The following is a 12,532-nucleotide window of genomic DNA, read 5'->3' as shown; positions in this document are numbered from 1 at the left end:
ATGACTAATTCCATTTTCAATCCATCCAATATTCGGGAATACCAAAAGCGTGTTGGGAACCCGTTCTTGTTTAAAATCGGTTTGATGAAAGACCTGCCCTTAGCGTCGGTGATCGGTGTGAAATTAAAGCAGCTGAACGAAGAAAAATGCGAATTGACAGTTCCGTATAAGTTTTTGAATAAAAATCCGTTTAAAACGACGTATTGGGCTGTTTTGGGTATGTCTGCTGAGATGGCAAGCGGATTATTGTTGTTGATGTATACACACAAACTCAAACCAAGTGTTTCAACATTTGTAACCGGATGTGAAGCCAAATTTGTGAAACGGGCATTGGGGAAAACAACATTCAGATGCGAACAGGGAAAAGAGATTGCTGAAAAAATTACCCGGACAGTACAGACCTTTGAACCCGAAGAAATCAGGTGTGTAACGAATGCCTATGATGAACAGGGAGAATTGGTCGCAGAATTTGTTTTTACCTGGGGAATCAAAGCCCGGAAACCAAAAAATTGAATTTCATTTGTATCTTTGGCAAATAGTAGACAGAAGTGGAAGATTCATTCGATTACAGAGACGAAGCTGAGAAGCAGGACCTGGATTACGACAAGGTACTCCGGCCAAAAGCCCTGACTGATTTTACCGGTCAGCCAAAGGTTGTTGAGAATTTATCCATTTTTGTCAAAGCGGCTAAGTTGCGAAATGAACCACTGGATCACGTGTTGTTGCACGGACCTCCCGGATTAGGGAAAACGACCCTTTCAAATATCATCGCGAATGAATTGGAAGTGGGATTCAAAGTTACTTCCGGACCGGTACTTGACAAACCGGGTGATTTAGCCGGACTGCTGACAAACCTGGATACCGGAGACGTGCTTTTCATTGATGAAATTCACCGCCTGAGCCCTGTGGTAGAAGAATACCTGTACTCGGCAATGGAAGATTACCACATCGATATCATGATCGATTCGGGACCGAATGCCAGAACCGTTCAGATTTCATTGAACCCGTTTACGCTGATTGGTGCTACAACCCGCTCCGGATTGCTGACATCACCGTTGCGTGCACGTTTCGGGATCAACCTGCGACTGGAATACTATGATGCGAAAACATTAACACTGATTGTTGAACGTTCTGCAGGATTGCTTGGAATCCCGATCACGGAAGAAGCTGCATACCAGATTGCCAGTCGAAGCCGTGGAACACCTCGTATTGCGAATGCCCTGTTACGTCGTGTACGCGATTTTGCTCAGATCAAAGGAGATGGAACGATTGAAAACGAAATTACCAAATTCGCATTGGACGCATTGAACGTGGATCAGTGCGGGTTGGATGAAATGGATAATAAAATCTTGTTGACCATTATTGATAAATTTAAAGGAGGTCCGGTCGGACTGACCACCATTGCAACAGCCATCGGAGAAAATGCCGGAACATTGGAAGAAGTGTACGAACCATTCCTGATCCAGGAAGGATTTCTGATGCGTACGCCACGTGGACGACAGGTAACGGAACGCGCATATACACACCTCGGGAAGGATAAAGGCTGGTCACAAGGAGGATTGTTTTAGTGGTTGAACATGAATCAATTTTTTTTAAAAAGTGATGACGAGCTGACGACTCAGATTATTGAGGCAGGAATCGTAACCTGGAATGACCTGGTCCGGTCAGTTCAAAATTTTCATTATGCACGAAACGCAAATAGATGTGATCTGGCATTAGTCTGGAAAGAACGGAAAGGGACCTGTAGCAGCAAACATGCATTTTTAAAACACATTTCGGAATTAAATAACATTCCGGATGTAAAACTGATTCTTGGTTTTTACAAAATGGACGGACAAAATACTCCCGGAGTAGGAAACATATTAGAAGCATATTCCCTGCCATTCATTCCCGAAGCACATTGTTACTTAACGGTACACAATGAGGTGTTAGATATTACAAAGACAACTTCTGATTTTTCCGTCTATTCCAATGCCATTTTAGCTACCAGGGAAATAACTCCTGCGGATGTCATTGAAAATAAAATTACATGGCACCGTCAGTTTATAGCAAAATGGCTGGAAGAATGTCAATTGGAAATGACGTTGGATGAAGTATGGTCGATTCGTGAGCGATGCATTCAGGCATTGGAGCAAAAATAAAAAATAAAGCAATGAACCGAGAACGCTATTCCCAACTCATAAAATCCAAGGCATACGATCTTGGTTTTATGTATTGCGGGATTTCCAAAGCCGGATTTTTAGAAGAAGAAGCTCCACGGTTGGAACAATGGCTGAAGGACAACCGGAACGGAAAGATGGGATACATGGAAAACCATTTTGACAAACGGTTGAATCCGACATTGCTTGTCGATGATGCCAAATCAGTCGTTTCTTTGCTCTTAAATTACTTTCCGGAAGAACAGCAGTCGGATGACTCATTTAAGGTGTCGAAGTACGCTTACGGGGCAGATTATCACAATGTAATCAAAGACAAGCTCAAAGAACTGTATCAATTTATCCAAACTGAAATCGGAGAAGTAGGAGGTAGAATGTTTGTCGACTCCGCACCGGTCATGGACAAAGCCTGGGCAAAAAAAAGCGGACTGGGATGGATTGGTAAAAATTCCAACCTCATTCACCCGAAAGAAGGTTCATTTTTCTTTATAGCGGAACTGATCCTCGATCTTGAACTGCAAGAAGACGGTCCGATCAAAGATTATTGTGGCAGATGTACCCGGTGTATTGATGCCTGCCCGACGGAAGCAATTGTCGAACCATACGTTGTGGATGGCTCCAAATGTATTTCCTACCTGACGATTGAATTGAAAGATGCGTTGATCCCGGGAGCATTTCACGACAAAATGGACAACTGGATTTTTGGCTGTGACGTGTGTCAGGATGTGTGTCCCTGGAACCGGTTTGCAAAAGCGCACCAGGAACCTGCATTCATGCCGAACGGGCAATTGCTGGGTATGCGTAAAACAGACTGGAAGGAGCTGACGGAAGAAGTGTTTCGCGAATTGTTCAGGAACAGTGCTGTAAAGCGGACCAAGTACAGCGGGTTGATCCGGAACATCCGGACGATACAGGAGTGACCGTCCACGGTGTTAAAAAACAGATAAATTGTAGTTATTCCAATTTAAAAAAAGTATATTTACCCTAACGTAAATCCGCTTGATTATGAACGTGGCAATAACAGAAGGAGTAGAAATCCGGGTCAATGTAATCTTCCGACCTGATCTATCACAAGTTGAAAACGATTCATTCTTTTTTAATTACGAGGTTTTTATGGAAAACCACAATTCGTTTCCCGTTCAGCTGCTGTACCGGAACTGGTACATCTTTGATTCGATGAATGATGCCAGCGTTGTGAGTGGAGAAGGGGTTATCGGAGAACAACCGACGTTAAAATCCCAGGATACCTATACCTATATGAGCGGATGTGAACTGTACAGTGAGATTGGTTACATGAAAGGGTTTTATACATTCAGAAACCTGTTGACCGGAGAAAACTTTCAGGTGGTTATTCCCCAATTTGATCTGTTTTTCCCTCCGCGGTTAAATTAAGACAAATCAACTGCAATGCAGTTGAATAAACAGAATAAATGCGCATTGTTCTTCCGATTTCAGAAGCAAGCCTATAAAAACGACAAAACCCGCTGTAAAACGGGTTTTCATTCATTATTTTTAGCTGGATTGAGATCAGATCGTCATGATATCTTTTTCTTTCAGATCCAATTGCTCGTCTACTTTCTTAACGTAGCTATCAGTAATCGATTGAATTTGCGTTTCAGCGTCTTTTGCAAAGTCCTCTGACAAACCGTCATTTTTCAACTCTTTTACAAAATCCAGTGCATCTTTACGGTTGTTGCGAATACCCACTTTCGCATGCTCACCTTCAGCTTTTGCCTTTTTCACAAGCTCTCGACGACGCTCTTCTGTCAATGCAGGAACATTGATCAAAATGGTTTCTCCGTTGTTTTGAGGATTCAGCCCTAAATTTGAATTGATGATTCCTTTAGCGATTTCGTTCAACATTGCTTTTTCCCATGGTTGAACAGATATTGTACGGGCATCAATTGTTCCGATATTTGCAACTTGCTGTATCGGAGTAGGAGAACCGTAATAATCAACCAGAACACCGTGTAACATAGATGGAGTTGCTTTTCCTGCACGAACTTTTACTAATTCGTTTTCAAGGTGAGTCAATGTTTTATTGTTCGAATTTCTTAACTCACTATAAATCTCATTTAATTCCTCAGTCATCGTTTTTTTATTGCTGTGCAAATATATGTTATAAATTGTGAATTATCAATTACCCACTTTCAACTCTCCACTAATTCACTTTCAATTATGAATGTTCAATTATCAATGATCAAATGCTGACACTAATTTTTTTCTTACGAAGTCTTGATCATTTGACTTTATGACCGTTTGATTTCAAACTACTACCTCATTCAACATTCAGTATTCAATATCTTCACAAAATCTTGATAATTGAACATTGATAATTAATTACCCCACTAATTCACTCTCAACTATTCACTCTCCACTTCTTCCTAATTCCGAACAATCGTCCCCACTTTTTCTCCGGAGATCAGTTTTTTCAGGTTACCTACCGTATCCATGTCAAATACAATAATCGGAAGATCATTTTCCATACACAGTGTAAATGCTGTCATGTCCATTACCTTCAGCCCTTTGGAATAAGCATCTTCGAATGTAATTTCATCGTATTTCGTTGCTGTCGGGTCCTTTTCGGGATCAGCCGTGTAAATGCCATCGACGCGCGTTCCTTTTAGAATAACATCCGCTTCAATTTCAATTGCTCTCAGCGAAGCTGCAGAATCGGTTGTAAAATACGGATTTCCTGTTCCCGCTCCGAAAATCACCACACGTCCTCGTTCCAGGTGACGCACAGCTCTTCTGCGGATGTACGGTTCTGCAATTTCCTTCATTTCAATGGCCGATTGCAAACGTGTTTCCAGTCCTTTGGCTTCTAATGCGGCTTGCAATGCCATCGAGTTGATCATTGTGGCAAGCATCCCCATGTAATCGCCGTGTGTGCGGTCCATTCCTCCTTCTTCTGCCTGAACACCGCGGAAAATATTTCCTCCCCCGATGACAATGGCTACTTCGATACCTAAATCGCAAATTTCTTTGATTTCAGTGGCATAATCGCTTAACCGGTTGTTGTCAATTCCGAATTGTTTATTGCCCATCAGGGATTCACCGCTTAATTTGAGGAGGATTCGTTTGTATTTCATGTTATTGGATATGTGCAAAGATATGATTTTAATTTTTTTTCTCAACCTTCATTTTTCAATGAACTTGCATTCGCAAAAAAAAGACCAACTGTCTAAACAATTGGTCTTTCTCTTTTTTTATTTTTTCATTAACTAAGTGATGTACGTTTGAAGTCAGAAACTGTCAAACCTTTCACTGTAGAATCTAAGAATTGCTCAACCGTTAATTTGTTATCACGGATGAATTCCTGGCTCAACAATGTATTTTCTTTAAAGAATTTAGCCAAACGACCCTGAGCAATTTTCTCAGCCATATCAGCAGGCTTTCCTTCCTGGATCGCCAATTCTTTTCCAACTTCGATTTCACGCTCGATTGTACGCGCGTCAACTCCGTCCTTGTTCAAAGCAATCGGGTTCATTGCAGCAACCTGCATAGCAACCTGGCGACCAGCTTCGATGGCTTCAGTTGTTCCGTTGTTTACTGCAACCAAAGTTGCCAACTGGTTCCCAGGGTGGTTGTATGCAACAACAGCCCCACCTTTCAGAATCCCGTATCCTGTAACCTCCAATTTTTCACCGATCACACCGATTTGCTCGGTGATTTTCTCAGCTACCGTTAACTTGTCATCGTATTTCAATGCCAACAAATCTTCTGCAGACGCAGGTTGGTTGTCAATTGCAACTTTCATTAAGGACTCAACAAGTGTTTTGTATCCGTCGTTTTTCGCAACGAAATCCGTTTCACAGTTCAATGCAAAAACGATCCCTGTAGAGTTGTCTCCTGTAACCTGAGCCAATACGAAACCTTCTTTCGTTTCGTTCTCACCTCTTTTAGCGGCTACTTTCTGACCTTTTTTACGCAGAATATCGATTGCTGCTTCAAAATCTCCGTTTGCTTCAACCAACGCGTTTTTGCAGTCCATCATTCCTGCTCCAGTTTGTTGACGTAATTTGTTTACATCAGCTGCTGTAATTGCCATTTTGTCTAAATTTTATAACGATTATTAATCTTCTTTTGTTTCTTCAGAAGCAACTTCCTCTACTTTTTTAGATTCAGCTTTTACTTCTTCGTCAGCTCCTTTGTCTTTCAACGTCTTTCTGTCTTCCAATCCTTCTTTGATCGCTCCGGTGATTGATTCAAGAATAATTGCAATTGATTTTGTTGCATCGTCGTTTGCAGGGATCGGGAAGTCAACCGTTTTAGGGTTTGAGTTCGTATCTACCATCGCAATAATTGGAATACCCAATTTTTTAGCTTCAGCAACCGCAATGTGCTCTTTCAGGATGTCAACTACGAAAATAGCTGCCGGCTGACGTGTCATATCAGCAATCGATCCGAAGTTTTTTTCCAGTTTGTCACGCTGACGGTCTTTGAACAAACGCTCTCTTTTGTTCAATGTAGTCCATGTTCCGTCTGTCTTCATCTTGTCGATGTTAGCCATTTTACGGATAGACTTACGTGTTGTCTGGAAGTTGGTTAACATACCACCAGTCCAACGTTCAGTAACGTACGGCATGTTGATTGCGCTTACTTTATCTGCAACGATTTCTTTTGCTTGTTTTTTCGTAGCAACGAAAAGAATCTTTTTCCCCGACTTAGCAATCTGCTTTGCTGCAGCAGAAGCAATCTCCAATTGAGCAATTGTCTTATTAAGGTCGATGATGTGGATACCTTTTTTCTCTTCGAAGATATACTGAGCCATCGCCGGATTCCATTTTCTTTTCAAGTGTCCGAAATGTACACCTGCTTCTAATAAACTTTCAAAACTTACTTTTGACATTTTTTTACTTTTTTAGTGTTTACTTTCCGTTAGTAATTCAACCTGAAAGGGTTCAATCCTTGAAAGGTACTTTCGGGTTTGGATACTAAACAACTTATTTCTTTTATCAGTTCCGAAAAAGAACTGAATCCATTCTTAACGTTTAGAGAACTGGAATTTCTTGCGTGCTTTCGGTTGTCCCGGTTTTTTACGCTCAACCATACGTGGGTCACGTGTAGTCAATCCCTCTTCTTTCAACAATGGTTTGTTTTCAGCACTTACCTCGATCAATGCGCGTGAAATCCCTAAACGGATTGCTTCTGCCTGGCCGTTGATTCCACCACCTGCTACGTTAACGGTAACATCGTATTGACCTGTTGTATCAGTCAATTTGAATGGCTGCTCAATTTTATACTGAAGAACGTCTACCGGGAAAAACTCCTTGTAGTCCTTCTTGTTAACAGTTACGTTTCCTTTTCCTGGTGTCAGGTATACGCGGGCAACGGCTGTTTTTCTTCTTCCTAATGTGTTAATTACTTCCATGCGATTATTTGAATGTATCAAGGTTTAATACTTCTGGTTTTTGAGCCTCTTGTTTGTGCTCAGTTCCAGTATAAACTTTCAAATTTCTGTACAAAGCACGGCCCAAAGTGTTTTTAGGCAACATTCCTTTTACAGCTTTTTCGATAAGACGGCTAGGGTTTTTTTCTAATTGCTCCTGAGCAGAAAGAATGCGTTGCCCTCCCGGGTACCCCGTGTAACGGATGTACTCCTTATCAACCAGCTTAGTACCTGAAAAAGATACTTTCTCTGCGTTGATAACAATCACGTTATCCCCACAGTCAGCATGTGGTGTATAGTTCGGCTTGTGTTTTCCGCGCAGAACCTTAGACACCTTACTTGCCAAACGACCAACTGTCTGGCCTTCAGCATCCACTACGAACCACTTTTTATCAGCAGTTTCTTTGTTAGCGGAAATCGTTTTGTAACTTAATGTATCCACAATTTTACGTTTAAATAATAAGACAATTTTCCCCTCCCAATATGGAAAGGGGGTGCAAAGATAGTAAATTGAATTTTATTAACAAACGAAATGTCAATAAAATCTTTTTTCATGTGCGGTTGGGCGGTAACCCCGCGTCTCTTTTGGCTTTCCTATGAATATCCTGAGAGGTGTTCAAAGCTGATTTATTACGCGTAGATAAAGAAACGATCAAAAATAAAAAAAGTAGAAAAAATTGAAGGTTAAAAACCAGTTGATTACCCCGGAATCATGAAAAAACAACACGATTCGGGTAGTTTTACGCGTGGAAATAATGGTTGAATATCGTATATTTGAGCGAAACAATAGAAACTACTCATGGCTTCCTTAAATCCAACGACCGGAATATTAGGAATCCAAAGGGCTTCTCATCTACTACGGCGAGCTACTTTTGGACCAAATATTTCCAGTATCAATTCCTTTGCAACGATGACCGCTCAAGATGCCGTCACTGCTTTGTTTTTGCCTGATTCCGATCCTGCCTTCCCGGTAGATCCGTTGAACGGAACAGACTGGGTGTTCCCGAATACAAAACATCCCGATACGTTCAATGATACACTCTCCCGCTACACCTGCAGCTGGTGGATGGAAAACGCACGCGCATCCGGGATGAACCTTACGGAACGGATGATCTGGTTTTACTATACCCATTTCCCGATGATCATGTCACGCATCGAAGGGCGACCGCAATTCTCCATCGATTACTTGCGGTTACTTCGTTACTATGCACTGGGCAATTACAAAGAATTGACACGGGCCATTTGTATTGATAATGCCATGCTGGTACATTTGGATGGTAATCTAAATGTGAAAGGAGTGCCTCAGGAAAACTTTGCACGTGAATTTTTAGAGCTTTACACTGTAGGGAAAGGAGACGAGGTTGGAGTAGGGGATTACACTACATTTACAGAACAGGATGTGCAGGCAGCAACAAAAGTGCTGACAGGGTGGGGAATTGATCCTACATTCCAGACAGTAGATCCTGTAACGGGAATTCCTTCCGGGAAAGTGAAATCAAACAATGGTTCGATCTCTTCTCAACACGACGTAAGTACAAAGCAGTTTTCCTATGCTTTTAACAATACACAGATTCAGACAGCGGGAATTGTGGGTGGCGATGCAGATATTCAGGCAGTAGCGGACGAGTTGAATGAATTGATCGATATGATTTTTGATTCTTCCCATGCCGCAAAAAATATCTGCAGAAGGATTTACCGTGAGTTTGTTTACTTCGATATTACTCCTGAAATTGAAACGGATATCATCGAACCGCTGGCAGCTACCTTGGTCGCCAACGATTATGAAATAAAAAGTGTATTGGAAGTATTGTTGCAGAGCGAACACTTTTATGATGAAGATACCGTTCAGACAGATGATAATAACATTGGTGCGATTATCAAATCGCCAATGGACCTGATCATCGGGTCTATGCGCTTATTCGATTTACAGGTTCCGGATCAGACGACAGATTTGGAAAATCAGTATGCATTATATGCAGGATTGATCAATCAGTTGAGTCACCAGGGATTGGAGTTGTTTGAACCGTACGATGTTGCCGGACATGATCCGTATTTTCAGTTTCCAGACTTCCAGCGGTACTGGATTTCGTCTAATTACCTGGCAAACAGGTATAAATTTATTGAATACCTGATCTCCGGATTTTCGATGAACGGACAAGTGTTGTTGCAATTAGACATAGTTCAGTTTGTCCGGGATAATTGCTCAAACCCTGCCAATGCGACAACATTGGTGCAGGAGCTTGTCAGCTGGATGTTTCCAATGGCAATTGATACAGATCGCTTTAATTATTTCAGAGACGCGGTATTGCTGGATCAACTTTCTCCGATTAACTGGTCGGTGGAATGGAATAATTACATGACGAGTAACAACGATATGAATGTCCGATTACAATTAGAAGCACTGGCACTTGCGATGATGCAGTCACCCGAATACCAACTTTATTAAACCTTGTCTGCTATGGAAAGAAAAGATTTTTTACGTTTAACTTCACTTGCAGGCTCAGGATTGCTATTAAATCTGAACGGGATCAAACTTCACGCAATGGAGGATAATCATTTCCTGAATGACATTGCAAAGTCGAGTACCAATGACCGGATTCTTGTATTGATTCAATTGCATGGAGGAAATGATGGGTTGAACATGGTGATTCCGATAGACGGATACGGACATTACTACAATCACCGGCCGAACATTGCCATCCCGCAGAGTGGTTCCCGGAAATACATTACACTGGATCCAAATTTACCGGGAAACAGACAGGTAGGATTGCACCCGGACATGGTGGCGGCAAAAGCAATGTATGATGACGGGAATATGGCAATCGTGCAGAATGTATCGTACGAAAATATGAACGGATCGCACTTCAGAAGCCGGGATATCTGGTACATGGGTGGTGATTACAATGAATACTTTAGTTCGGGATGGATGGGACGTTACCTGGAACATTTGTATCCGGGATACCCGACCGGTTATCCAAGTCCGCAAGTACCGGATCCATTAGCAATTGAAATCGGGACGGGTGTTTCGCTGGCATTTCACAGGAATGAAGGAATTCCGATGGGACTTTCCGTGCAGGATCCGAATGCATTTTACAACCTGATCAACAGCGTCGGGGGAGATTTGCCGGTTACATTACCGGACACGCATGCAGGAGATGAAATTGAATACATTATGCAGATCGAACGCCAGTCCAATAACTATGCCGAGCGATTGCGGGATGTGTATAATTCGGGAACAAATTCGGCAACAGTTTACCCGGATATCTATCCGTTTGTTGCGCCAAGCAGTGCGATTAACAATCCGCTTGCGCCACAGTTAAAAATTGTTTCACGATTGATCAGCGGAGGAATCGGAACAAAAATTTTCCTGTGCCGGATCGGAGGATTTGATACGCATGCCAACCAGGTAGTAAATAACAATACAACGATGGGTGGACATGCGGCATTGCTCTACCACATTTCTTCCGCGGTAAAAGCGTTTTATGACGATTTGAGAAATTTAGGATTAGCAGATCGCGTGCTGACGATGACCTTTTCCGAGTTTGGGAGAAGGGTTGTTTCCAATGCAAGTTACGGAACGGATCACGGGAATGCGGCTCCGATGCTTATTTTCGGAACATGTCTCAACCCGGGCGTGTATGGAACAAATCCTGATCTACAAAATTTGCAGGGAGGAAACATTCCGATGCAGCACGATTACCGGCAGGTGTTCAGTTCCGTTGTAAAAGACTGGTTCGGAGCATCACAGACAGCCATTGAATCGGTCAGATTTGAAAATTTCATCGACAACCGGGTGGATTATATCAATTGTAAAGAGGTCGGTTTGTCGGAATTGTTCAAAGAAAACCTGTGGATGAAGTGCCACCCGAACCCGACGACCGGAATCGCAACGATTAGTTATTACCTCCGCAACAATGCAGCTATAAAAATTGAAGTCAGGGATTTGAACGGAAGAGTATTGGCAGTTGTCAAAGAGGAAAAATCATGGGAGGGAGAACATACGGTTAATTACGATTTCTCCCGATTTAAGAATGGAATGTACATTGTCACATTGATTATTAATGACAGTGCGTCAGTGACACAAAAAGTCATTTTAAACAGATAATGATGGTAAAGCAAAAAATCATACTGGGAATTGCTGTGTGGATGCTGGCATGCTCTGCACTGGCTCAAAAGTATTCGGTTCACCGGAAAAACAGAGTCTTTTTAGGCGTGTATGGAGGTGTAAATTATTCCTTACCCGATGCAACGGAAAAGCATTCGGTACTGGTAGCAGATCCACAGTCAGCAGACGGATTATCTGAAAAAGACTACAATAAATTATTTGAAAATGGTTCACATCAGTTTGGGATGTACTTTTTGTACTGCATGAGTAAACGGTTTTCATTGGTATTTCAGCCCGCCTATTATACAAACCGGTTTAAATACCAGACAGCTTATTCATGGAGGGATACGGTGAATTACATGGACTTTTCACGTGAATTACACCACGACCAGAAGATTGCTTATTTCTCGCTTCCTCTCCTGGTGCGTTGGGACATGACCGTGCGACGGGTTTCTCCCTATCTTCAACTGGGAATATACACCGATTTTCGCCACCGGGCAAGTAAATCGATCAGTTATGATGCAACAATCGATGGTGAACTAAATGAAGATCAGCTCAATTCTACTTCCAGCGCCATGGCAACGGATCATTTTAACAAATTCAACGTCGGATTGGTTGGTGGATTGGGGATTTCTTACTTCTCCAAGTATGTTGTGATAGGAATTGAAAGTAATTTCCGTTACGGATTACTATCCGTTGTGAATGAACGCAACCGTTATTCAGATCAGACGGGATTTACGGCCCAGTACCTGGATGTGTTGGATCAGTTGAAGTTGAGCAGTCTGAATTTTCAGATGAAAGTACTGTTCCCGATTGACAACCTCCGAGAGTTAAACATTCTGAGAAGAAGCAAATACTAATTTTTTACAAATGACGACA

Annotated in this window: 14 protein-coding genes; 8 read left to right on the top strand and 6 right to left on the bottom strand. The window is 42.0% G+C overall.

What is annotated here, in order from left to right:
• The 5 genes from H9Y05_RS02370 to apaG all read left to right on the top strand — a co-directional run bounded on the left by H9Y05_RS02370 (position 1) and on the right by apaG (position 3,548).
• Positions 1–513, top strand: a complete 513-nt coding sequence (locus H9Y05_RS02370; RefSeq protein ID WP_163490502.1) for a PaaI family thioesterase — start codon at positions 1–3, stop codon at positions 511–513.
• A 35-nt stretch (positions 514–548) separates the two neighbouring features.
• Entirely contained in the window at positions 549–1,568 is a 1,020-nt protein-coding gene (gene ruvB, locus H9Y05_RS02365; RefSeq protein ID WP_163490501.1) for a Holliday junction branch migration DNA helicase RuvB, read from the top strand.
• Between the two features lie 9 nt (positions 1,569–1,577).
• A complete protein-coding gene (locus H9Y05_RS02360; protein WP_216713390.1) occupies positions 1,578–2,141 on the top strand; it encodes a hypothetical protein in 564 nt (187 codons plus the stop codon).
• Positions 2,142–2,152: 11 nt separating this feature from the next.
• Positions 2,153–3,076 carry a tRNA epoxyqueuosine(34) reductase QueG gene (gene queG, locus H9Y05_RS02355; RefSeq protein WP_216713389.1) on the top strand — a complete coding sequence of 308 codons (924 nt, stop codon included), beginning with the start codon at positions 2,153–2,155 and terminating at the stop codon, positions 3,074–3,076.
• Positions 3,077–3,161: 85 nt separating this feature from the next.
• A complete protein-coding gene (gene apaG / locus H9Y05_RS02350) occupies positions 3,162–3,548 on the top strand; it encodes a Co2+/Mg2+ efflux protein ApaG (RefSeq protein ID WP_163490498.1) in 387 nt (128 codons plus the stop codon).
• A 135-nt stretch (positions 3,549–3,683) separates the two neighbouring features.
• Here the strand turns inward: apaG and frr are convergent, their stop codons facing one another.
• The 6 genes from frr to rplM all read right to left on the bottom strand — a co-directional run bounded on the left by frr (position 3,684) and on the right by rplM (position 7,990).
• Positions 3,684–4,247: a ribosome recycling factor gene (gene frr / locus H9Y05_RS02345; protein WP_163490497.1), complete on the bottom strand. Its 564-nt coding sequence runs from the start codon at positions 4,245–4,247 to the stop codon at positions 3,684–3,686.
• Between the two features lie 293 nt (positions 4,248–4,540).
• Positions 4,541–5,248, bottom strand: a complete 708-nt coding sequence (gene pyrH / locus H9Y05_RS02340; RefSeq protein WP_163490496.1) for a UMP kinase — start codon at positions 5,246–5,248, stop codon at positions 4,541–4,543.
• A gap of 128 nt (positions 5,249–5,376) precedes the next feature.
• Complete coding sequence (gene tsf / locus H9Y05_RS02335) at positions 5,377–6,207, bottom strand: translation elongation factor Ts (RefSeq protein WP_163490495.1); 831 nt, start codon at positions 6,205–6,207, stop codon at positions 5,377–5,379.
• Between the two features lie 24 nt (positions 6,208–6,231).
• Positions 6,232–7,008, bottom strand: coding sequence for a 30S ribosomal protein S2 (rpsB, locus tag H9Y05_RS02330; RefSeq protein ID WP_163490494.1), 777 nt, complete (start codon positions 7,006–7,008; stop codon positions 6,232–6,234).
• A gap of 135 nt (positions 7,009–7,143) precedes the next feature.
• Positions 7,144–7,530, bottom strand: a complete 387-nt coding sequence (rpsI, locus tag H9Y05_RS02325) for a 30S ribosomal protein S9 (protein ID WP_163490493.1) — start codon at positions 7,528–7,530, stop codon at positions 7,144–7,146.
• Between the two features lie 4 nt (positions 7,531–7,534).
• Entirely contained in the window at positions 7,535–7,990 is a 456-nt protein-coding gene (gene rplM / locus H9Y05_RS02320) for a 50S ribosomal protein L13 (protein WP_163490667.1), read from the bottom strand.
• Positions 7,991–8,347: 357 nt separating this feature from the next.
• On the opposite strand from rplM, the gene H9Y05_RS02315 reads away from it, so the two are divergent.
• Genes H9Y05_RS02315 through H9Y05_RS02305 form a run of 3 tightly spaced genes read left to right on the top strand, consistent with a single transcriptional unit; the run spans position 8,348 to position 12,513 of the window.
• Positions 8,348–9,994 carry a DUF1800 domain-containing protein gene (locus H9Y05_RS02315; protein WP_216713388.1) on the top strand — a complete coding sequence of 549 codons (1,647 nt, stop codon included), beginning with the start codon at positions 8,348–8,350 and terminating at the stop codon, positions 9,992–9,994.
• 12 nt (positions 9,995–10,006) lie between these two features.
• Positions 10,007–11,653: a DUF1501 domain-containing protein gene (locus H9Y05_RS02310; RefSeq protein ID WP_163490491.1), complete on the top strand. Its 1,647-nt coding sequence runs from the start codon at positions 10,007–10,009 to the stop codon at positions 11,651–11,653.
• Positions 11,654–11,655: 2 nt separating this feature from the next.
• Positions 11,656–12,513, top strand: a complete 858-nt coding sequence (locus H9Y05_RS02305; protein WP_216713387.1) for an outer membrane beta-barrel protein — start codon at positions 11,656–11,658, stop codon at positions 12,511–12,513.
• Positions 12,514–12,532: the final 19 nt, after the last annotated feature.

The sequence above is a fragment of the Taishania pollutisoli genome, assembly GCF_014518315.1.
Lineage (GTDB): Bacteria > Bacteroidota > Bacteroidia > Flavobacteriales_D > Crocinitomicaceae > Taishania > Taishania pollutisoli.
The sequence above is the reverse complement of the archived record's forward strand: the minus strand, read 5'-3'. Positions and strand labels throughout refer to the sequence as shown.

What these genes read in the sequence shown, in the direction of transcription:
- H9Y05_RS02370 (WP_163490502.1), top strand. Translation starts at nt 1, where the DNA reads ATGACTAATTCCATTTTCAATCCATCCAATATTCGGGAATACCAAAAG.
- H9Y05_RS02360 (WP_216713390.1), top strand. Translation starts at nt 1,578, where the DNA reads ATGAATCAATTTTTTTTAAAAAGTGATGACGAGCTGACGACTCAGATT.
- queG (WP_216713389.1), top strand. Translation starts at nt 2,153, where the DNA reads ATGAACCGAGAACGCTATTCCCAACTCATAAAATCCAAGGCATACGAT.
- apaG (WP_163490498.1), top strand. Translation starts at nt 3,162, where the DNA reads ATGAACGTGGCAATAACAGAAGGAGTAGAAATCCGGGTCAATGTAATC.
- frr (WP_163490497.1), bottom strand. Translation starts at nt 4,247, where the DNA reads ATGACTGAGGAATTAAATGAGATTTATAGTGAGTTAAGAAATTCGAAC.
- pyrH (WP_163490496.1), bottom strand. Translation starts at nt 5,248, where the DNA reads ATGAAATACAAACGAATCCTCCTCAAATTAAGCGGTGAATCCCTGATG.
- tsf (WP_163490495.1), bottom strand. Translation starts at nt 6,207, where the DNA reads ATGGCAATTACAGCAGCTGATGTAAACAAATTACGTCAACAAACTGGA.
- rpsB (WP_163490494.1), bottom strand. Translation starts at nt 7,008, where the DNA reads ATGTCAAAAGTAAGTTTTGAAAGTTTATTAGAAGCAGGTGTACATTTC.
- rpsI (WP_163490493.1), bottom strand. Translation starts at nt 7,530, where the DNA reads ATGGAAGTAATTAACACATTAGGAAGAAGAAAAACAGCCGTTGCCCGC.
- H9Y05_RS02315 (WP_216713388.1), top strand. Translation starts at nt 8,348, where the DNA reads ATGGCTTCCTTAAATCCAACGACCGGAATATTAGGAATCCAAAGGGCT.
- H9Y05_RS02310 (WP_163490491.1), top strand. Translation starts at nt 10,007, where the DNA reads ATGGAAAGAAAAGATTTTTTACGTTTAACTTCACTTGCAGGCTCAGGA.
- H9Y05_RS02305 (WP_216713387.1), top strand. Translation starts at nt 11,656, where the DNA reads ATGGTAAAGCAAAAAATCATACTGGGAATTGCTGTGTGGATGCTGGCA.